A 19,422-nucleotide genomic window follows, 5' to 3' on the forward strand; every position below is an offset into this window, starting at 1 on the left:
GTGGTCGGCATACACTCGGGCACGCGATGAAGAAAAACGGACAGTTCGCGGCCGGCCGCCGGGCGACGGGCCTTCCGACGGTGTCCTACCGCCCGACGCCGGGGAGGCCGCCGGGCCTGGAGGTCCTCGACCTGCCCGGGCTCGCCGTGCGCGCCGACGAGCGCGAGCTGCCCCTCACCCGGCCGGTGCGCCCGGCGTTCCACCTGGTCGTCGCGGTGCGGAGCGGGCGACTGGAATGCTCGGTGGACTTCACCGCGTACACCGTGGCCGAGGGCGACTGGCTGTGGGTGTGGCCCGGTCAGGTGGTGCAGTTCCCGGACGGGCCCGGGTCGGCCGAGGGCACCGTGCTGGTCTTCCCGACGGGTTTCCCCAGCGCCGCGACCGACGCCCTGATCCGGGACAGCGAGCACATCCCGTACCGCCTGGTCACGCCGGACGCGGCGCGCCAGGCCGCCCTGCTGCGCCTCCTGGACGCGCTGGTCGAGGAGCACCGCGACCTGTCCGGCCTGACGCTGGAGGCGCACGTCGAGACGCTGCGCGACCTGCTGTCCGTGGTCCTCATCCGCCTGGTCCACCTCGCCGACCCGCGCCGGCGGACGCGTGCGGGCCGCAACGAGCCGTTCCAGCAGTTCCGCCGGGCGGTCGAGGAGGACTTCGGCCGGACCCACCGGGTGGAGGACTACGCCGCCCGGCTCGGCTACAGCCCCCGCACGCTCACCCGCGCCACCCGGGCGGCCCTGGGCTGCGGGGCCAAGCGCTACATCGACGACCGGGTGCTGCTGGAGGCCAAGCGCCTCCTCATCCACACCTCGCTGCCGCCCGCCACCATCAGCGAACGCACCGGTTTCGCCTACCCCACCGTCTTCAGCGCCTTCTTCCGGCAGCGCACCGGGATGACGCCGACCGAGTTCCGGTCGCAGACGAAGGCCTGACCCGGGCCGCCCGGGCCGCGTCCCCCGGCGCGGTCGCCCTCGACGGCGCGGAGCGCAGACCTCCGGGGGGAGCCCCCGCGCGCCGGTGCGCCGGGCCTCCTGGAGGTTCACGCCGGTCAGCGTCGCGCCGCGGAGATCGCCCTTCTCCAGATCGAGGTAGTCCAGGTTCGCGCCGGTCAGGCGGGCCCGGCGGAGGTCCGCGTCGGACAGGTCCGTTCCGGAAAGCCTGATGGGGCCCTTCGGACGCGGGCCCCGCAGATCGGTGGTGTTCAGGTCGACGGCTGCCCCGGCGTCACGGTCGGGACGGCGTTCGGCCGGCGTGGTGACGGCCGCCCGGACGTCCGGCTCCGGCGTGCGGTCGAAGGCGCTGCCGGGCGGCTCCTTCAGACCCTCCGTGCTCGACCCGGCGTGCCGCTGTGCGAAGGCGGCCGGCACGGAGACGACCGTCGGGCGGTCACGGGGCGAGTCCTGCGTGATGCGCCGCGGGGCGTAGATGCCGCCCGGCCGGATGTCCAGGGAGGAGGACCCCGGATTGCCGACGGCGGCGTTGAACCGGCTCGTGATCTGCCCGTGCTCGGCGATCCGCAGCTCCTTGCGGGCCCGGCCGACCTGCATCCAGGTGAACAGCAGCGCGCCGAGCGCGGCGAGGCCGGGCAGGCCGGCGGCGATCGGGCCGATCCCCTGCGCCCGGTCCCCGCCTTCGGACCTCGCAGGCCCGGACGGTGCGTGTTCCCGGCCGTGGCCCCGTCCCCGGCGGGCACGGTGGCGACGGGCCACACGGCGCAGCCCTTCGGCGTTCGGTTTCCCAACCACCCGCTCATCGCAGCCCGCACGTCGGCGGCCGGCGACTCGCACTGGTCCGGCAGGGCGGGGACGTGCCCGGGACGGGTGGGACCGCACCTCCCGCGGCGGGCGTGCGCGCCTTCACCCCTCCCGTCGCCGCCGGGGACGCCGTACGACGGGACGCCTGCGGACGGCCGCCGGCATCGCCCCGGGTGCGCGCCGGATGTGCGCCGGATGTGCGTCGGGTCAGAACGGGGTCTCCGGGCCCTCGCCGTGGGGCAGGGCCAGGCCGAAGAGCGAGCCGGCCGCGGCGGTGAGTCCGCCCGCGCACGCGGCGGCCGTCCCGGCCGGTACGGCCGTGCGCCGCAGCGCACCGGAGACGGCGTCCTCCAGCAGGGCGAACCGGGCGGCGAGCAACCGCGGTCCCGCCAGGCCGGGCCGGCCCGGGTCGGCCACGGCGGTCAGGACCTCCTGGGCCCGCAGCTTCAGATCCGCGAGGGCCTGCCAGGAGTCGGCCTGCCGTCCGGTCGAGCGCGGGTCGGCGAGCAGTTCGCCCAGCCGGCGGCCGAGGTCCGCGTGCCAGGCCGTCAGCGCGCCGGACATCTCCGCGCGCAGGCCGTCGAGGCACATCTGCAGGGCGGCCGCGCCCGCCGCGACGCTCACCGGCGCCGGGCGCCTGACGGCGGGTGCCCTCGGCGCGGGCGGCCGCGCGCCCGCGCCGAGGTAGTTCCGCAGGACGACGGGCATCACCTCGGCGGGGGACGACGCGACGGGCTCGTCGGGCACCAGCACCGAGGACACGGGCGCGAGGCAGTGCGCGGCCCGCTCGGCGGCCGTGCGGCAAGCGTGGTCAGTGGGCACGGGACGCACCTCTCCTTTCGCCGGTCTCCGCGGTACCGGCCGGTCGGCTGTACGGGGACACGGCTGCCGGTGACGTTCGGTTCACCTCCCGTGGCGGGAAGTGCCGGCGCGGCCCGTCGGCCGAGGTGGTGCCCGAACCGCCCGGTTCCCCGTCGGCGACGGCAGGGAAGCCGTGGGAGGCGAACTCGGTGAGGACGTCGGAACCGGGTGCCGTCCGCGCGGCAGGCCCCGTCGCCTACGCCACGATCGGCGGCTTCTCCTCGTCCGGGAGGGTGCCGGGGCGGTGCACGGTACGGCCGGGCAGGCCGGGGACGGTCTCGTGGCCCGCCGGGTACGGGCCCTGCCACCGGCCGCCTCCGCCGCCGGGGCGGCCGCCGCGGGGCGCGGGACGACCCCCCGCGCCGCGACCGCCGCCGCTCACACGTGGACGCGCCCCTCACCGCGGGACCGGGCCGGGACGGCCGTACGTCCCACCGCGGCGGCCAGCTTCCGCAGCCGGCGCCAGTCCATCCGGGGCGGCGGATCGGGGATGCCGGGCCGTACGCGGGGGACGCGGACGCGCAGCGCGCGGCGTTCGATCCGGCAGCGGACGGGCGTGGGCAGCAGCAGGGCCTCGCCGTCGAGCCCGGCCTCCACCTCGGACGCGTCCGCGGTGATGACCACCTCGTGGGAGGTCGTCGTGGCGAACCCGCTCGGGTCCAGGAGCAGTTCCGCGGCGTCGACCGCGCTGTCGACCTTCACGGCGAGGACGCCGAGCCTCCCGGAGTCCAGCCGGGTGCGCCGGCCGAAGCCGAAGGGGTCGTCCAGGCGGTAGGGGTTGTTGCTGACCAGGACGGCCTGCGGATCGGTGAACGTGGTCCGTCCGGCCCGGACCGTCAGCCGGGGGCCGCGCTGCCGGGAGAGCAGGTCGGGCAGCAGTTGCAGCGCCGTACCGACCTTGTCGTCGCGGTAGCCGGGGCTCTGCACGACGGCCCCGTACACCCCGAACGAGGCGTTGTTGACGAACGGGCGGCCGCCCGCGAAGCACAGGTCCACCCGGACCTCGACGCCGTCGGTGAGCGCGTCCAGACAGGCGGCGGGGTCGTCGCGGTCCAGGCCCAGGTCCATCGCGAAGTGGTTGCGGGTGCCGGCCGCGATCACCATGAAGGGCAGGTCGTGCTCCGCGGCCACGGCGGCGACCAGCGCCTGTGTGCCGTCGCCGCCGCCGACGCCGAGGAGGTCGGCGCCGTCCGCGACCGCGGCCCGGGCCAGGGCGACCACGTCCTGCTGCTGCTCCGGGTCGAGCAGGACGACGTGCGCGCCGAGCCGCTCGGCCTTCTCCCGCAGCGCGAACCGCTCCACCTTCCCGCCGCCGGACCGGGGGTTGAGCAGCAGGAAGGGGCGTCGCGGGGCGGGCGTGCGGTACTCCTTGATGCCCCGCGTGCTCCGCAGCCCCGTGGTGCGCAGCGCGTACCGGCCGCTCCACACGGCCGCGGACCACAGCAGTGCGGACAGGACGACGACCCAGAGCAGGTTGGCCTGCGCGAAGAGCGCGACGACCCCGACGGGGGTGAGCAGGGCCAGGGCCGCGGCGGCCATCCGCAGGGCTCCGCGGCGCGACAGCGTCCACCACAGCGCGGCGAAGGTGACGGCGAGACCCGCGAGGCCCGCGGCGAGCAGCACCAGGCCGCCGACACCGCCCTCGACAAGAGGCAGCAGCAGCGCCGCCGCGGCGGCCACCAGCGCCGTTCTGGCCGCCCAGGCCTGACGGCGATGCGCCCGCTCTCCGACCACCGGTACCACTCGTCCCTCCCGCATGCCGCCGGACGGTCCCGGCGCTCTTCGTCCCCTGAACCATTGCCCAGAAAACTCCGCCAGTCCACTGTGGGCCGTACCGGGAGCGCGGGAGGCGCGTGCCCGGCCGTCGTGGGTGTGGCCGGGCGGACGCCGGCAGCCGGGCGCCGGGCGCCGGAAGGCAGACGCGGCAGGCGCCCCGGCGCGGTGCCGGTGTTCGTGCCGTTCGTTCACGGGTCCGCGGGCAGTGTCGGTGCCGTCCGTCATGATCGGAGGCATGAACACGACCGACACGGCCGCGCCCCGCGCGTGGAACGGACGCGCCGTATCCGCCGCCCTGCAGGGACTGGTCGGGGCCTCGGGCACCTGGAACGAGGGCTCCTTGCCCGGCATCCGGCGCTTCGGCCGCTATGTCGAGGGCAGTTGGGCGCCCGGGCCGGGCGAGCCGGAGATCCGTCCGCCCGCGGCGGGCAGTTGGACGGAACTCGTCGGGCGCACCGGCGCGCTCGCGCTGCGCGCGGCCGCCCCCGCGACCAGGCCGGAGCGGCGCGAGGTGCTGCTCGACTTCCTGGGGATGTGGGCGCGGACGCCGTTCGCCGACCCGGCCTACCGGTTCCGGCTGGGCCGGCTCGCGGGCACGACCTCGTTCTCCGTCCGCGACGAGCACGGCGCCTCGTTCGGCCTGCACCTGCCGGCCGCGCGCAGGACCCTCTACTTCGAGGCCCTGCTCCCCGGCGGCGAGGCCGCCCCGCGGCCGGAGGAACCGGTCAGCGTCGCGGACTGCCACCGCGGCTGGGGCACCCCGGGGCAACTGCTGCGCCTGGTGGAGCTCGTCCGGGAGCGCGGCCCGGTCGCCCAGGACGGCGACGCGGTCCTCGCCCTGAGCGAGGCGACCGGGATGAGCCGTCCCGCCGCGGCCCTCGTCCTGGCCGGCAATCCCGGTGCGGGCGGCTGGTCCGTGCCCTTCCTCGACGGGCACGAGCGTGCCGTGCTCGGGTTCGGGGCCGGGGAACTCGAAGCGGCGCGTGCCGAGTTGGCGGTGCTGCGGGACCACGACCGGCTCGCCCTGCTCGCCGATGTGCTGCCCGCGGACCCCGGGGACCTGTGGGAGCCGGGCGGTCTCGCCCGCGTCGCGGAGCGCACCGCCGCGGCCTGGACGGACCGGCGCGGTGCCCGGCCGAGCGCGCCGTGGAGCACCTGGCAGGCCGCGGTCGCCCTGCCGACCCGCATGCCGGCGACCCACCTGTGCGGGCTGTTCCTCGACCCCGCGCACGCACCCCTCCCGACGCGCTCCGATCCGTCCGGGCACCGCCCCGAACCCACCGGCCGGGACGCGCTGGGCGACCACGACGCCGGGACCGTCGCGGAGGCCGTCCTCGCCGGCCTGCCGTGGGCGTACGCGGACCTCCCCGCCGGGGACCCCGTACGCGCCGGTGCGCCGGAGGTCGTCCAGCGTCTGCGCGGAACCCTGGACCGGGACGACGCACCGGCCCGCACCCTGCGCTCGGCGCTGACCCGCGGCAGCCGGGGAAGCCGGCTGTGGGCCTGGCTGACGGACGGCACCTGCGACCGCGTGATGGCCCGCATCACCGCCGGTGACCTGCCCGCGGGCCGCTACGAGTCCGACCCGCGGGCCTGCGCGCCGGGCCTGGTCGCCGATGCCGCCGCCGCTCTCGGCCTGTCCGAGGACGCCGCCGCCCTCCACCTCCAGCTCCTGGTGCTCCCCGTGCCCTCGGACCGCAACGTACGGCGGTGGAACGCCTGGACACCGGCCCGCCACCGGGCGGCAGCGGCGGAGCTGGTGGCGCGTGGCCTGGTGGTGGAGGACCGCCGGGCCCGCGCGGGACGCGCCCTGTTCCTGCCCGGCCCCTGGGCGCACGCCAGGAAACCACTGCCGCCGATGGAGACCTGGAAGGCTCCCCTGCTGGCGGCGCGACTGAACCCCGGCGGGAGCGAGGTGACGGCCTTCGAGCTGCTCCCGGGCACGCTTCCCGAGCTGTTCACCGAGGCCTGGCGGCTGGTCCGCGACGGGAAGGGGCCGACGGCCTGACCGGCTCCGGCCCCCGGCCATGCCGGCGCGGGCGACTCAGCCGGGCGGTCCCTCTCCTCGTGCACCCCGCTCCGGAGTCCCCCTCGCACGCGTAAATCGCTGGACAGCGCGAGGGCGGACGACGACCGTGGGCGGGATGCGACAGAAGGACATCTGGGACGCCGACACCGCCCGGAACTACGACACGCCGGGGTCCGGCATGTTCGCGCCGGAGGTCCTGGGGCCGACGGTGGACCGCCTGGCCGAGCTGGCGGCGGGCGGAGCGGCGCTGGAGTTCGCCATCGGGACCGGCCGGGTGGCCGTGCCCCTCGCCGAGCGAGGGGTCCCCGTCACCGGCATCGAACTGTCACGGCCGATGGTGGAGCGCCTGCGGACCAAGGCGGACGAGGCGACGATCCCCGTGGTCGTCGGCGACATGGCGACCGCCGTCGCCCCGGGCGAATACACCCTCGTCTACCTCGTCTACAACACGATCTCCAACCTGCTCACCCAGGCCGAACAGGTCGCGTGCTTCCGCAACGCGGCCCGCCACCTCGCGCCCGGCGGCCGGTTCGTGATCGAGCTGTGGGTGCCCGAGCTGCGCGCGCTGCCGCCGGGCCGGGCGGCCACCGTGTGGCAGTGCGAGCCCGGTTACATCGGCCTGGACACCTACGACGTCCTGCGCCAGCACGTCGTCTCGCACCACTTCCGGTTCGACGAGACGCACGAGGCCCGGCTGTCCCGCAGCCCGCACCGCTACATCTGGCCGGCCGAACTCGACCTGATGGCCCAGCTGGCCGGCTTCGAGCCGGAGAGCAGGCACGCGGACTGGGAGGGCACGGCGTTCACCGCCGAGTCGCGCTCCCACGTCTCCGTCTACCGCATCCCGCCGGCGCGGTAGCCGGGCGCGGGAAGCCGCCGAGCGGAGAGCAGCCGAGCGGGGAGGCGCCCTCCGTCATGGCGTGGGGTGGTTCCCCGGGCCGTCGCCGGGGCCGGCGAGCGGGGTCGGCGAGAGGTCCGTGGGTTCCTCGCCGGCCTCCAGCAGGGTGTCGGCCGCGCCCACGATCAACGGGTCCGGCTTCCCGACGGCCTCGTGGTCCTTCGCCGGGTAGTCGCAGCGGTCCAGCAGACTGCGCATGGCCTCCAGCCGGCCCCGCCGCTTGTCGTTGTTCTTCACCACCGTCCAGGGCGCGTGGACGGTGTCGGTCGCACGGAACATGTCGACCTTGGCCTTGGTGTAGTCGTCCCAGCGGTCGAGCGAGGCGAGGTCGGTGGGCGACAGCTTCCAGCGGCGTACCGGATCGACCTGGCGGATGGCGAACCGGGTCCGCTGCTCGGCCTGGGACACGGAGAACCAGAACTTCACCAGCATGATGCCGTCGTCGGTGAGCAGCCGCTCGAACAGCGGCGCCTGCTCCAGGAACATGCGGTACTCGTCCTCGGAGCAGAAGCCCATCACCCGCTCGACACCGGCCCGGTTGTACCAGGAGCGGTCGAAGAAGACGATCTCCCCGCGGGCGGGCAGGTGCTCGACGTAACGCTGGAAGTACCACTGGCCGGCCTCCCGCTCCGTCGGCTTCTCCAGCGCCACCACGCGGGCACCACGGGGGTTCAGCCGCTCCATGAAGCGCTGGATGGCACCGCCCTTGCCGGCCGCGTCACGGCCCTCGCAGACCACGACGATCCGCTGGCCGGTGTCCTTCACCCAGCGCTGCAGCTTCAGCAACTCGATCTGCAGGACCCGCTTGGTCCGCTCGTACTCGCCTCTGCGCACCTTCCGGTCGTACGGGTAGTTCTCCCGCCAGGTGTCTATGGGCTGTCCCTCAGCGTCGAGGAGCAGCGGCTTCTCCGGGCGCCGCTCGTCGACCTTCAGGCCCGCGAGCAGACCCTCGTCGCCGGCGCCCTCACCGGCCATGCTCTCCTCGGCCTTCTGCTGCTCGGTGATCCTGTCCTCGGTCATGCCTTGCTCGATGATGTCTTCGGCCCGTTCCGCTTCGGTCGCGTCGTTGCGCTCGGACATGGTGGTCCTCCGGTCAGAAAGGCAGGCGGCCACGCGCCCGGCGGCCGGCGGAACCGCTGCGGCCGACCGCGCGCGAGCTGGAGCGGAAGGGCTTGCTGAACAGGCGGCCCAGCGGGCCGGGGGCCTTGGAGCCGGCGCGCGAGCCGAAGCCCAGGGTGCGCTGGGCGCCGTTCTGGGGGTGTCGGGACAGGCGCGGAAGGAAGAAGGCCAGCACGGCGAGCAGGACGCACAGGCCGATCACGGCGGCGATCATCATGACGGACTCCCAGCAGGTAGGCAGTGTGATGACGTCTTGGCGCGTTCCACCGACTGCCCCCTTCAACCATGAACACGCCCTCCCGCCGTGAATACCGTGCCCGGCGGACGCCGCGTCGCGCACCGGCCCGGTCCCCGCCGGACCGGGCCGGCACGACCGGGTGCCGGCTCCCGGCGTTCCGTCCCCCGTGGCCGACGACCCCGGCAACGCCCTGATCTCCTTCGCGGGGGAACGCGGGCTTCGTCCTGGCACCCGACGAGCGGACCGGGCAGGCGGCGCCGTTCGCGGACCGCCTCGCCGGGGTGCGTCCAGCCCCTGGACGCGTACCTGGCCCGGCCCACCCGGTGACCGGGACCCCATCCTCGGCGGGCCGTGACCGTACGGCCTGAGGGACGGCCGGGGACGGCTGCCGGGCCGGACGGGCGCAGGCCGGGCGGCGACCAGGACGGCGAGGCCGTGCTCGCGCGGGCGGCGCGGCCCGTACGGCTGCCGCACCCGTCTCTGGCTCTCCCGCACCCCGCCCTCCCGTACCCCGCTCACCCGCGGCCCCGGCCTCCCCGCCGCGGGTGACGAGGACGGCCCCGGCGCGTGGGGCGCCGCGCACGTGGACCGGTGACCGCCGGGATCGCCGAGTTCGCCGGCCGGCCGGTCAGGGCGCGACGAGCCGGCGCAGCGCCAGGCGGGCCAGGGGCGCGTAGGCGGCCAGCACGGGCGCCGGGCCCCGCATCCGGAGCCGGGTCTCGGTCCCCTCCCCGTGCGGCCGCACCTCGTGCGTGAGGCGCATCCGGAGCGGCCCGAACCGCACCCGCCAGGTCCAGCTGCGCTCCGCCTCGTCGACGGACTCGACGAGGAACGAGGCGGTGATCCCGAGGAAGGAGCGGACGGTCCCCCGCACCCCTTCCGCGAGGCTCTCGGCCGGCACCCGCACGCGGACGATGTACGGCGACCACGTGGGCCACTGCCGGAAGGACGTGTAGCGCAACCACACGGTGTCGGGGCGGGCCCCGCCCACGGCCCGCAGGTTCAGCTCCGCCACGCCCGCGCCCCGTGCGGCCGTGCGGGTCCGCCGGACCGCCGGGTCACCCGACCTGCCCCGACAGGAACTCGGTCAGGGCCCTGCCCGGCTGGAAGACGGGCGTGCCGTCGTCGCTGCGGAAGCTGCCGAAACTGCCCAGGACGACCGTCTCGCCGCCGCGCAGCGCCCGGGCGATCGCACCGGGGTGCTCCACGGTGCCGAAGACGGCGTCGAAGACCCGCTCGACGGCTTCCGGCGAGACCCCCTCGCTCCCGCCCGCCTCGCCGGCGGTCGTCTCGATCAGTTGCGCCTTGTCCATGAGCCGATACCCGTCCCGTTCGATCGGAAGGAACCCGTCCCACCAGCATCCTGGCGCTCCGCGCCCGGCGCACGTCGAGCGACGGCCGTGCCCGCGCCCGGGAGGGCGAGGGGCGAGGAGCGTGCCGGTCAGGCGGCTCTGGGCCTCGGCGCGGCGAGGACCCGGGGAAGGACTTCTCGACCCGGCCGGTGCTCGTCCTCCGGCCCTCGGGCTTCCGGCAGCCCACGCCTCCCGGCGGGCCCGGCACCGCCGCCCCGACCGGATCCCGGACCCCCCGCCCACCCGGTGGGAACGTACCCATAGAGTGCGGTCAGTCCCCGTACCACCGCCGAGCAGGAGAAGCACGTGAGTGAACAGCCCGTCCGCTGGGGCGTCCTGGCGACCGGAGGCATGGCCGCCGCCTTCACCGAGGACCTGCTGCGGATACCGGACGCGCGGGTCACCGCGGTCGGCTCCCGGTCGGTCGGGGCGGCGCAGCGGTTCGCGGCGCGGTTCGGCGTCCCCCGCGCCCACGGCAGCTGGCAGGAGCTGGCCGCCGACCCGGAGGTCGACGTCGTCTACGTGGCCACCCCGCACGCCCACCACGTCGCGGCCGCGACGGCCTGCCTGGAGGCCGGCAAGCCGGTGCTGTGCGAGAAGCCGTTCGCACTCAGCGGGCGGCAGGCCCGCACCCTGACCGAACTGGCCGGCAAGCGGGGCCTGTTCGTGATGGAGGCGATGTGGACGTGCGTCAACCCCACCGTGCTGCGCATCGCGGAACTCGTGGCCGACGGCGCCATCGGCGAGGTGCGCGCGCTGCACGCGTCCTTCGGGCTGCGGGTGACCGCGCCCGCGGAGCACCGGCTGTGGGACCCGGCGGCGGGCGGCGGCGCCCTGCTGGACCTGGGCACCTACCCGGTCTCCTTCGCCCACCTGCTCCTCGGCGCTCCCGACACCGTCACCGCCCACGCCCGCCTGTCCCCGCAGGGCGTCGACGAGCAGACGGGCATGGTGCTGGGCTACGCCGACGGGGCGATGGCCGTCCTGTCGTGCTCGCTGCTCGCCCAGGACGAGCACCGGGCGGCGGTGTACGGCACCGCCGGGCGCATCGAGATCCCGGCGGCCTTCTTCAACCCCCGTTCCTTCGTGCTGCACCGCGACGGCCACGAGCCGCGGACGGTGACCGCTCCGCCGCAGGAGGGCAACGGCTACGGGCACCAGGCGCGGGAGGTGATGCGCTGCCTGCGCGCCGGTCTGACGGAGTCGCCGCTGATGCCGCCGGCCCGCACCCTCGCCGTGATGGACACCCTGGACGCGGTGCGCGAGCGGATCGGGGTGCGCTACCCGGGAGAGTGAGCCCCGGGAACGGGCCCGCCCTCCGCCCCCGGTGTTCCGGGGGGTCGGAGGGCGGGCTCGCGGTGCGGCACCGTGCGGGGCAGGCGGTGGGGTGCCGCACCGGGTCCGGGCCGGGCGCCGCCGGTCAGGGGCGGGGCGCCGGGCTCGGGGTCAGGCGCCGGGCACGACCCCGGTGCGCGCGACGCGGGAGTACCAGCGGGCGCTGGCCTTGGGGATGCGGGTGCCGGTCGGGTAGTCCACGTAGACGGCGCCGAAGCGCTTGCTGTAGCCGTGGGCCCACTCGAAGTTGTCCAGCAGCGACCACAGGAAGTAGCCCCGTACGTCCGCGCCGTCCTGGATGGCCCGGTGCACGGCGGCCAGGTGGCCGCGCACGTAGGCGATCCGCTCCGGGTCGTTGACGTTGCCCTCGGGGTCGGCGTAGTCGTGGAACGCGGCGCCGTTCTCGGTGATGACCAGCGGCAGCCGGGGGAAGTCCGAGGAGAGCCGCTGGAGCAGCTCGTACAGGCCGGTCGGGTCGATGGCCCAGCCCATGGCGGTGGTCTCGCCCGGGGGCTGGTGGAAGGCGACCTCGTCGGCGCCCGGCCACGGGCTGTGCGCGCTCACGCCGTGGCCGTCGGAGTTGTGCGTGCCACTGCCGTCCGCCCGGGAGACGAGGGTCGGCGAGTAGTAGTTGACGCCGAGGAAGTCCAGCGGCTGGTGGGCCGCGGCGAGGTCGCCGTCGCGGACGAAGGACCAGTCGGTCAGGGAGGCGGTGTCCTTGAGGAGGTCCTCCGGGTAGGCACCGTTCAGCATCGGGCCGGTGAAGACCCGGTTGGCCAGGGCGTCGATGCGGCGGGCCGCGTCGGTGTCGTCCGCGGTCGCCGTGAGCGGGCGCACGTGGTGGATGTTGAGGGTGACCGAGCACTGGGCGTCGGCCGGGATGCGGTCGCGCAGCGCCTGGACGGCCAGGCCGTGGCCCAGGTTGAGGTGGTGGGCGGCGCGCAGGGCAGCGACCGGGTCGGTGCGGCCGGGGGCGTGCACGCCGGAGCCGTAGCCGAGGAAGGCGCTGCACCAGGGCTCGTTGAGGGTGGTCCAGGTCTTCACCCGGTCGCCGAGGGCGTCGGCGGCCAGGGCCGCGTACTCGGCGAAGCGCTCGGCGGTGGCGCGCTCCGGCCAGCCGCCCGCGTCCTCCAGCTCCTGCGGCAGGTCCCAGTGGTAGAGGGTGGCGACGGGCTTGATGCCCTTGTCCAGCAGCTCGTCGGCGAGCCGACGGTAGAAGTCCAGGCCCTTCTGCACGGCGGGGCCGCGGCCGGTGGGCTGGATGCGCGGCCAGGCGAGGGAGAACCGGTAGGCGCCGACGCCGAGTTCGGCCATCAGGGCGACGTCCTCGCGCCAGCGGTGGTAGTGGTCGGTGGCGATGTCACCGGTGTCGCCGTTGCGGACCCGGCCCGGGGTGCGGGCGTAGGTGTCCCAGATGGACGGTGTGCGGCCGTCCTCGGCGGCGGCCCCCTCGATCTGGTACGAGGCGGTCGCGGTGCCCCACAGGAAGCCCTTCGGGAAGGTGAGGGAGGCGTCCGGGGCGGACGCGGTCTGCTGCTGTGCTGCGGTGACCACGTAGGTCCTTTCGGGGTGGTGGAACGGTGGGGGTGGGGGTGGGGGTGGGGGCCGGCCGGTCAGCCCTTGACGGCGCCGGCCATGATGCCGCTGACGATCTGCCGGCCGAAGACGATGAACATCACCAGCAGCGGCAGCGTCCCGAGGAGCGCGCCCGCCATGATCAGGGACTGGTCGCGGATGTAGCCGGCGCTGAGCTGGGTGAGGGCGACGGGGACCGTCGGGTTGGTCATGTCGAGCACCACGAACGGCCAGAAGAAGTCGTTCCAGGCGTGCACGAACGTGATCATGAACAGCACCGCCATCGCGGGGCGGGCGACGGGCAGCACGATGCTCCAGAAGATCCGCAGCGAGTGCGCGCCGTCCACGCGGGCGGCCTCGACCAGCTCGTCCGGCAGGGCCTCCCCCAGGTACTGGCGCATGAAGAAGACGCCGACCGCGCTCACCAGGGTGGGGAAGATGACGGCGGGCAGCTGCTGGGACCAGCCCAGCTCGGACATCATCATGAACAGCGGGACGACGCCCAGCTGCGGGGGCACCATCATGGTGCCGATCACCAGCATGAGCAGGACGTTGCGGCCCTTGAAGCGCAGCTTGGCGAAGGCGAACCCGGCGAGCGTCGCGAAGAACACCGTGGACAGGGCGATGACCCCGGCCACGATCAGGCTGTTGATCATGGCCTTGCCCATCGCGGCCTCGTCCCAGGCGCGGGCGAGGTTGCTGAACAGGTTCGGGCCGGGCAGGAACGGCGGCGGCGTCTGGCTGACGCGGGTGTTGTCGGTGGAGGCCGCCACCATCGTCCAGTACAGCGGGAAGATGGACAGGATCGCGGTGATCACGAGCAGCACGTAGGCGAGCGGGCCGGCGTGGTGCTGGCGGCCCGCGCGCTGGCCCAGCAGGCGGCGGCCGCGGGCGGCGGTCTTCTTCGCGGGGGTCCGGCGCGGGGCGTCCGTCCGGACCGGGAGGCTTTCGGTGGTCATGGCGGACTCCTGGTCAGGACGTACGGGTGCGCAGGCGCTTGATGAGGCGCTGGGCCAGGAAGACGAGGACGAGCAGCAGGAACATCGCCCAGGCGACGGTCGCGGAGCGGCCCATCTGGTAGTTCTTCCAGCCCTCCTCGTACAGCAGCAGGCCCAGCGTCTGGTACTGGTTGTCGGCGCCGCCGGTCACGCCGTTGGGGCCCTGGCCGAAGATCAGCGGCTCGCCGAAGAGCTGGGTGGCGCCGATGGTCGACAGCACGATGGTGAAGACGATGGTGGAGCGGATCCCCGGCACGGTGACGTGCGTGAACTGCTTCCAGCGGGAGGCGCCGTCGATGGCGGCGGCCTCGTACCGGTCGGCGGGGATGGCCTGCATGGCGGCCAGGTAGAGCAGGGCGTTGTAGCCGGTCCAGCGCCAGATGACGATGGTGGAGATCGCCACCTGGGCGGGCCACTTGTCGGCCTCCCAGTTCACCGGGTCGAAGCCGACCGCGCCGAGCGCCCAGTTGATCATGCCGAAGTCGCGTTCGAAGAGCATGGTGAACACGAGGGCGGCGGCGCCGACGGAGGTGGCGTAGGGGACGAGCGAGGCGACGCGGAAGAAGAGGGAGCCGCGCGCCCGGTAGTTGAGCAGGTGCGCCAGGCCCAGCGCCATCAGCAGCTGCGGCACCGTGGAGATGACGCCGATGGTGATGGTGTTGAGCAGGGCGTTCCAGAACCGCTCGTCGTTCCACAGCTCGACGTAGTTGTCGAACGCCACCCATTCCATGAGGTCGAGGGTGGCCAGTTCCACCCGGTGCAAGGAGATCCAGGAGGTGTAGACGAGGGGGTAGAAGCTGAAGGCGGCGAAGACGACGAAGAACGGGGCGACGAACGCGTAGGGCGCGCCCTTGACGTCGAGCCGGTGCAGCAGCGCGCCGCGCCGCCGGCCGGCGCCGTCGCCGCCCGGCTTCGGGGACGGACCTCGGCGCCCCCCGTGGATCTGGGCCTTGGTGGTGGAGGTGGCCACCGGATTTCCTTCCTGAGAGCAGACGGTTGAGCCGGGCCGCCGGGCCCGCCGGTGTGTGGCCGGCGGGCCCGGGCGGCCGGGAGAGCCAGGGGTCAGCCGACCGCCTTCTCGATGCGCTCCGCGGTGGTCTTCCAGGCCTCGTCACGGGAGGCGCCCTGCTGCTCGATCAGGGTCAGGCCCTGGGAGAAGGTGTCCTTGATCGTGCCGTCCTTGCGGCCGAGGACCTGCTTGTCCGGGATGTCCTGGGCGGCGGCGCCGAAGATCTCGCCGATCGGGGCGTTGTTGAAGTACTCCGAGGTGACCTTCTTGACCCCGGCGCTCTCCAGCGCCTCCTGCGAGGACGGGACGCTGCCCTGCTTCTCGAAGATGTGGGCCTGCTGCTCGGGCGCGGTGAGCCAGGCGACGAGCTTCTTGGCCTCCTCCTTCACCGGGCTCTTCTCGATCACGCCGAGGAAGGAGCCGCCCCAGTTGGCGCCCTTGGGGGCCTTGGCGACGTCCCACTTGCCCTTGTTGGCGGCGCCGGCCTTCTCACCGATGTGGCCGAGCATCCAGGCCGGGCAGACGGCCGTGGCGAACGTGCCGTTGGCGAGCCCGGGGTCCCAACCGGGCTGGAACTGGCGCAGCTTGGCACTCAGACCGTCCTCGGCGGCGTCGGCGGCGAGGTTCCAGGCCTCCTTGACGGCCGGGTTCTTGTCGTAGATCAGGTCGCCGTCGGCGTTGTAGTACTGCTCCGGGTAGCCGTAGACCATGGCGTTGAACAGGCCGCTGGCCGCGTCCATGTACGCCACGTCACCGCCCTTGAAGTCCTTCTTGAAGGTGCGGCCGACCTCGACGTACTTCTTCCAGTCGCCCTCCCACAGCTTGGCGACCTCGTCGCGGTCGGTGGGCAGGCCGGCCTTCTCGAAGTAGTCCTTGCGGTAGCAGACGGCCATCGGGCCGATGTCGGTGCCGAGGCCCAGCACCTTGCCGTCCTCGGTGGTGATCTGGGACTGCTTCCACGGCAGGAAGTGGCTGGTGCCGGGCACGTCCGAGAAGTCGGCGAACTTGCCGGCCTGGGTGTCGACGATCTCCTTGGCCCGGCCGATCTCTATGCCCTGGATGTCCTTCAGGCCCTTGCCCGCGGCGAGCCTGGTCTGCAGGGCGGTGTAGTACGTCTGCTCGTCGCCGGCCACCTCGGCCTGGATGTCGACGTCCGGGTTCTCCTTCTCGTACTGCTCCAGCAGGCCCGTCTCCTTGAAGCCCATCACCCCGTACATGCCCATGGTGATGACGGTCTTGCCGTTCTTCTTGCCGCCGCCCGTCACGGAGTCGTCGTCGCCTCCGCAGCCGACGACGAGCGCGAGCGCACCGGCGGCCGCGACGGCGGCGACGGCTCTCGTCCGCGCCCTGGTGCGCGACGACCTCTGAACAGTGCCCATGGTTCTTCCTCCAAGCGACGGCGCTGACGCACCGGAGCGACGGCTTTGGACCGCCTATGCGGCTCTTGTTACGGCTACGACGGATTTATGCCGGTGGGCACGTTCCCACTCCGGAGTGGGAACGTGCCCACCGGCGCTAGGAAGACTCGTGGCAGCGAACCGCTATGTCAATGACTTGAAAACAATTCGTTGCCGAACGGCCGGTGCGGCGTTCGCTTCACGACCTCGGGAGGGTGCTGGCCGAGCCGTGGCGTCTGCCACAATTACCGCTGGTCACGTCCGCGGCCGGTGCCGCCGCGGTTGCCGCCGGGAGGAGCACATGACAGGGAACCGCCGTCCCACGATCAAGACGGTCGCCGCCCGCGCCGGGGTGGGGCGCACCACCGTGTCCCGCGTCATCAACGGTTCCGACCTCGTCAGCGCCGACGCGCGGGCCCGGGTCCTGGCGGCGATCAAGGAGCTGAACTACGTCCCCAACGACGTCGCCCGGGGGCTGGTGACCAGCCGCACCAACGCCGTGGCCCTGGTGATCCCCGAGTCGGAGAGCCGGCTCGGCTCGGAGCCCTTCTTCGCCGCCCTGATCCGCGGGGTGAGCGGTGCCCTGGCCGAGACCCGGACCCAGCTGCAGCTGATGCTGGTGCGCGACCAGTCCGAACGGGACCAGCTGACCGCGTCGGTGGCGACCCGCCGGGTCGACGGCGTGCTGCTGGTCTCGGTCCACGCGCACGACCGGCTGCCGGGCATGCTGGAGGAACTGGGCCTGCCCACGGTGCTGGCGGGCCGCCGCGACGAGCGGGAGCCGCTGAGCTACGTCGACTCCGACAACGCCGGGGGCGCCGCGGCCGCCGTGCGGCATCTGCTGGAGGGGGGCAGGAGGCGCATCGCCACCATCACCGGGTCCCTCGACATGGACGTCGGCCGCAGCCGGCTCGCGGGCTGGCGCGCCGCCCACGAGGAGGCCGGCGTGCCGGCCGACGCGTCCCTGGCGGAGACCGGGGACTTCACGGAGGAGGGCGGACGCCGGGCGATGCGTTCGCTTCTTGAACGAGCGCCGGACCTGGACGCCGTCTTCGCCGCCTCCGACCTCATGGCCGTCAGCGCCCTGACCGAACTGCGCCGCCAGGGACGGCGGGTGCCCGGCGACGTCGCCGTCGTCGGCTTCGAGGACTCCGTCCTCGCCCGGCACACCAACCCGCCCCTGACCACGGTCCGGCAGCCCGTCGAGGAGCTGGGCCGGACCATGGCCGGGATCCTGCTCGACGAGATCACCGGAGCGGTCTCGTCGCGGCAGCGACTGACGCTGCCCACCGAGCTGGTGGTGCGGGAGTCGTCGTAGGCCACCCGCCCGAAAGGGGCCGCCCGCGGCAGCCGGGGGCGGCCTACGGCCTCGTGTGCGCGTGGCTCACAGGCCGAACTCGGCGGGGGACACGCCCAGCGCCGTGCACGCCTCCCTGATGACGGACGCCTCGGCCTGGGAGAAGTGCCCGTCGGCGCCGGCGACGACGATGCCCGTCTGGATCACCGCCCGGGCCTCCGTCTGGTTCTTCGCCACCTTGGCCAGGGCCTGGAGCGCCTCGCTCCGGCCCGTCGCGAAGTCGCTCATCAGCTGGTTCACGTGCCGGTTGAACCGCTCGCGGAGCTGCTCGGGCGGGAAGTTCTGCAGCACCTCGTTGTTCAGGATCATCGACTCCACGTGCTGCCGCTCAGCGGCGTCGACGTGGCCGTCAGCGGCGGCCACCAGCGCGCACATCGCCATGCTCGCGTCGCGGTAGGCGCCGCTCTTCAGCTCCGCCTTGAGCGCTCCGAGCTGCGACTTCAGCACGCTCACCATCTGGGCCCGCGATCCGCCGCCGGACGGCCGGCCGTGTCCCGCGCCCGCGGCCCCTCCCGTGCCGGAGGGCTGCTGCAGGCCCTTGGCCTGTTCCTTGATCCGGTCCCAGATCGCCATGTGCGCCTCTCGTCGTACGCGACACCAGTCGTCGGGCGCACCCGGAGGGTGTGCCCCTGTGACAACGATCGCACCCGGTGGAGAAGTTCCGGCGCAACCAGGCCGACCCGGGCGGAACGGGCCGCCGCCGTCCACCGGCCGGTCGGCCCGCCCGGGAGGACACGGTCCCGCGGCCACGGACCCGGGCCGTCCGCGGAGTCGAGGAGTGCCCGGACACGTCCGCCCGGTGGCGGTCCGCCTGCCTGCGGCGGCGAACCCGGCGGCCGCGTCGGACCCGACGGGTTCCGCTCCGGTCAGGCGGACGCCGCCCGGCGGCCGAGGCCGTGCGCCACCGGCACGACCGGCCGTCGCGCCAGGAGGCGTCGTCGTCCGCCAGCCTCAAGGCCTCGGCCCGGTCCTCCCGGTCCGCGGCCGGTCACGAGGCGGGGGCGGTCCGCATGGCGGAGGTGCGCCGGTCCGCTCCCGCGGGCTCCGGCCCGGGTCGGACGGCCGGAGGAACGCGTCGAGGCACCGGCCCGCTGCGGCGCCGTCACCACGTCGCGCGTGCCGTGGACCCGCCCGCCTGGACCGTGGGTGTTCCGGGGGTGCGGGCGCCCGGTCCGCTCCTGACCGTCACCGGGTGGCGACGGCGTCGACGCCCGCCCCGCGCAGTCCGCGGGGCGGGAGCTCCCGCTCGGGCGGCGTTCCGGTGTGACGGCCGTCCGACACCCTGCGCAGCACGGCTCCCGCCTCCGTCAGGTCGACGCCGAACTCCGCCCGGAGTACCCGCATGACGACGACGTCGCCGCCCGGGGCGGTGTTCCGGGGCGTCGTCGGGCCGTGCTCGGCGGGCATCCGGGCCCGCAGGGCGGCAGGTATCCGGTCCCGCAAGTCGGCGGGCATCCGGGCCCGCAAGTCGGCGGGCATCCGGGCCCGCAGGTCGGCGGGCAGGTCGCCCCCGCACACGAACACGTGCGGCCGCAGGCCGGGCACGTCGACGCGACGTCCCACCGCAAGCGGCCGGCGCCCAGGGCCTGGACGCCGCGGCACGCCGGCTCCGCGCCGCGGTCCTGGCACACCGCCGAGTACGCGACGGCCTCGCTCCGGCCGTCCCGCCGACCCGGTCCGCGTGGCGGACCGGCCTCGTCGGGCGCGTCCCCGGACCGCTGCCC

At 74.4% G+C, this 19,422-nt stretch carries 17 protein-coding genes and 1 pseudogene; 5 read left to right on the forward strand and 13 right to left on the reverse strand.

All coding sequences use genetic code 11. From position 1 onward, the window contains the following. Positions 1–26: 26 nt before the first annotated feature. Positions 27–932, forward strand: a complete 906-nt coding sequence (locus tag ACIF8T_RS22550) for a helix-turn-helix domain-containing protein (RefSeq protein WP_400037724.1) — start codon at positions 27–29, stop codon at positions 930–932. A gap of 123 nt (positions 933–1,055) precedes the next feature. On the opposite strand, the pseudogene ACIF8T_RS22555 reads toward ACIF8T_RS22550, so the two are convergent. From ACIF8T_RS22555 to ACIF8T_RS22565, 3 genes and pseudogenes are all read right to left on the reverse strand, one after another. After that, positions 1,056–1,547 (reverse strand): annotated as a pseudogene (locus ACIF8T_RS22555) (pentapeptide repeat-containing protein); the annotation flags it as partial. Between the two features lie 414 nt (positions 1,548–1,961). Further along, positions 1,962–2,576 carry a hypothetical protein gene (locus ACIF8T_RS22560; RefSeq protein ID WP_400037726.1) on the reverse strand — a complete coding sequence of 205 codons (615 nt, stop codon included), beginning with the start codon at positions 2,574–2,576 and terminating at the stop codon, positions 1,962–1,964. 417 nt (positions 2,577–2,993) lie between these two features. Next, positions 2,994–4,373, reverse strand: a complete 1,380-nt coding sequence (locus ACIF8T_RS22565; RefSeq protein WP_400037728.1) for a diacylglycerol/lipid kinase family protein — start codon at positions 4,371–4,373, stop codon at positions 2,994–2,996. Positions 4,374–4,626: 253 nt separating this feature from the next. On the opposite strand from ACIF8T_RS22565, the gene ACIF8T_RS22570 reads away from it, so the two are divergent. Both ACIF8T_RS22570 and ACIF8T_RS22575 read left to right on the forward strand, forming a co-directional pair. Continuing rightward, positions 4,627–6,399 carry a hypothetical protein gene (locus tag ACIF8T_RS22570; protein ID WP_400037730.1) on the forward strand — a complete coding sequence of 591 codons (1,773 nt, stop codon included), beginning with the start codon at positions 4,627–4,629 and terminating at the stop codon, positions 6,397–6,399. Positions 6,400–6,535: 136 nt separating this feature from the next. Beyond that, on the forward strand, positions 6,536–7,279 hold the full coding sequence (locus ACIF8T_RS22575) for a class I SAM-dependent methyltransferase (RefSeq protein ID WP_400037732.1): 744 nt from the start codon (positions 6,536–6,538) through the stop codon (positions 7,277–7,279). Between the two features lie 54 nt (positions 7,280–7,333). On the opposite strand, the gene ppk2 is transcribed toward ACIF8T_RS22575, so the two are convergent. The 4 genes from ppk2 to ACIF8T_RS22595 all read right to left on the reverse strand — a co-directional run bounded on the left by ppk2 (position 7,334) and on the right by ACIF8T_RS22595 (position 9,988). Then, positions 7,334–8,293 (reverse strand): polyphosphate kinase 2, encoded by a 960-nt coding sequence (gene ppk2 / locus ACIF8T_RS22580; protein ID WP_400038001.1) that lies wholly within the window; start codon positions 8,291–8,293, stop codon positions 7,334–7,336. A gap of 118 nt (positions 8,294–8,411) precedes the next feature. After that, positions 8,412–8,654 (reverse strand): DUF6411 family protein, encoded by a 243-nt coding sequence (locus ACIF8T_RS22585; RefSeq protein WP_400037734.1) that lies wholly within the window; start codon positions 8,652–8,654, stop codon positions 8,412–8,414. Positions 8,655–9,303: 649 nt separating this feature from the next. Further along, positions 9,304–9,690 (reverse strand): SRPBCC family protein, encoded by a 387-nt coding sequence (locus tag ACIF8T_RS22590; protein ID WP_400037736.1) that lies wholly within the window; start codon positions 9,688–9,690, stop codon positions 9,304–9,306. A 43-nt stretch (positions 9,691–9,733) separates the two neighbouring features. After that, positions 9,734–9,988 carry an HU family DNA-binding protein gene (locus ACIF8T_RS22595; RefSeq protein WP_400037738.1) on the reverse strand — a complete coding sequence of 85 codons (255 nt, stop codon included), beginning with the start codon at positions 9,986–9,988 and terminating at the stop codon, positions 9,734–9,736. A 345-nt stretch (positions 9,989–10,333) separates the two neighbouring features. On the opposite strand from ACIF8T_RS22595, the gene ACIF8T_RS22600 reads away from it, so the two are divergent. Then, a complete protein-coding gene (locus tag ACIF8T_RS22600) occupies positions 10,334–11,323 on the forward strand; it encodes a Gfo/Idh/MocA family protein (protein WP_400037740.1) in 990 nt (329 codons plus the stop codon). A gap of 150 nt (positions 11,324–11,473) precedes the next feature. On the opposite strand, the gene ACIF8T_RS22605 is transcribed toward ACIF8T_RS22600, so the two are convergent. The 4 genes from ACIF8T_RS22605 to ACIF8T_RS22620 form a co-directional block, all read right to left on the reverse strand. Then, positions 11,474–12,916 (reverse strand): GH1 family beta-glucosidase, encoded by a 1,443-nt coding sequence (locus ACIF8T_RS22605; protein ID WP_400037742.1) that lies wholly within the window; start codon positions 12,914–12,916, stop codon positions 11,474–11,476. A 59-nt stretch (positions 12,917–12,975) separates the two neighbouring features. Further along, positions 12,976–13,896, reverse strand: a complete 921-nt coding sequence (locus ACIF8T_RS22610; RefSeq protein WP_400037744.1) for a carbohydrate ABC transporter permease — start codon at positions 13,894–13,896, stop codon at positions 12,976–12,978. A gap of 13 nt (positions 13,897–13,909) precedes the next feature. Beyond that, the gene (locus ACIF8T_RS22615; protein WP_400037746.1) at positions 13,910–14,905 is read right to left on the reverse strand and encodes a carbohydrate ABC transporter permease; all 996 of its coding nucleotides are present in this window, start codon (positions 14,903–14,905) and stop codon (positions 13,910–13,912) included. Positions 14,906–14,997: 92 nt separating this feature from the next. Next, complete coding sequence (locus tag ACIF8T_RS22620; protein ID WP_400037748.1) at positions 14,998–16,323, reverse strand: ABC transporter substrate-binding protein; 1,326 nt, start codon at positions 16,321–16,323, stop codon at positions 14,998–15,000. Positions 16,324–16,642: 319 nt separating this feature from the next. Here ACIF8T_RS22620 and ACIF8T_RS22625 point away from each other — a divergent pair, with 319 nt between their 5' ends. Continuing rightward, a complete protein-coding gene (locus ACIF8T_RS22625) occupies positions 16,643–17,659 on the forward strand; it encodes a LacI family DNA-binding transcriptional regulator (RefSeq protein ID WP_400037750.1) in 1,017 nt (338 codons plus the stop codon). 66 nt (positions 17,660–17,725) lie between these two features. Here ACIF8T_RS22625 and ACIF8T_RS22630 read toward each other — a convergent pair whose 3' ends face one another. Both ACIF8T_RS22630 and ACIF8T_RS22635 read right to left on the reverse strand, forming a co-directional pair. Beyond that, positions 17,726–18,271: a tellurite resistance TerB family protein gene (locus ACIF8T_RS22630; protein WP_400037751.1), complete on the reverse strand. Its 546-nt coding sequence runs from the start codon at positions 18,269–18,271 to the stop codon at positions 17,726–17,728. 612 nt (positions 18,272–18,883) lie between these two features. Next, positions 18,884–19,261, reverse strand: a complete 378-nt coding sequence (locus tag ACIF8T_RS22635) for a hypothetical protein (protein WP_400037753.1) — start codon at positions 19,259–19,261, stop codon at positions 18,884–18,886. Between the last annotated feature and the right edge of the window lie 161 nt (positions 19,262–19,422).

It is taken from the genome of Streptomyces sp. NPDC085946 (genome assembly GCF_044540485.1).
Taxonomy (GTDB): domain Bacteria; phylum Actinomycetota; class Actinomycetes; order Streptomycetales; family Streptomycetaceae; genus Streptomyces.

Coding starts and splice junctions, on each gene's coding strand:
- ACIF8T_RS22550 (WP_400037724.1), top strand. CDS start 27: ATGAAGAAAAACGGACAGTTCGCGGCCGGCCGCCGGGCGACGGGCCTT.
- ACIF8T_RS22565 (WP_400037728.1), bottom strand. CDS start 4,373: ATGCGGGAGGGACGAGTGGTACCGGTGGTCGGAGAGCGGGCGCATCGC.
- ACIF8T_RS22570 (WP_400037730.1), top strand. CDS start 4,627: ATGAACACGACCGACACGGCCGCGCCCCGCGCGTGGAACGGACGCGCC.
- ACIF8T_RS22575 (WP_400037732.1), top strand. CDS start 6,536: ATGCGACAGAAGGACATCTGGGACGCCGACACCGCCCGGAACTACGAC.
- ppk2 (WP_400038001.1), bottom strand. CDS start 8,293: ATGGCCGGTGAGGGCGCCGGCGACGAGGGTCTGCTCGCGGGCCTGAAG.
- ACIF8T_RS22585 (WP_400037734.1), bottom strand. CDS start 8,654: ATGATGATCGCCGCCGTGATCGGCCTGTGCGTCCTGCTCGCCGTGCTG.
- ACIF8T_RS22595 (WP_400037738.1), bottom strand. CDS start 9,988: ATGGACAAGGCGCAACTGATCGAGACGACCGCCGGCGAGGCGGGCGGG.
- ACIF8T_RS22610 (WP_400037744.1), bottom strand. CDS start 13,896: ATGACCACCGAAAGCCTCCCGGTCCGGACGGACGCCCCGCGCCGGACC.
- ACIF8T_RS22620 (WP_400037748.1), bottom strand. CDS start 16,323: ATGGGCACTGTTCAGAGGTCGTCGCGCACCAGGGCGCGGACGAGAGCC.
- ACIF8T_RS22625 (WP_400037750.1), top strand. CDS start 16,643: ATGACAGGGAACCGCCGTCCCACGATCAAGACGGTCGCCGCCCGCGCC.
- ACIF8T_RS22630 (WP_400037751.1), bottom strand. CDS start 18,271: ATGGCGATCTGGGACCGGATCAAGGAACAGGCCAAGGGCCTGCAGCAG.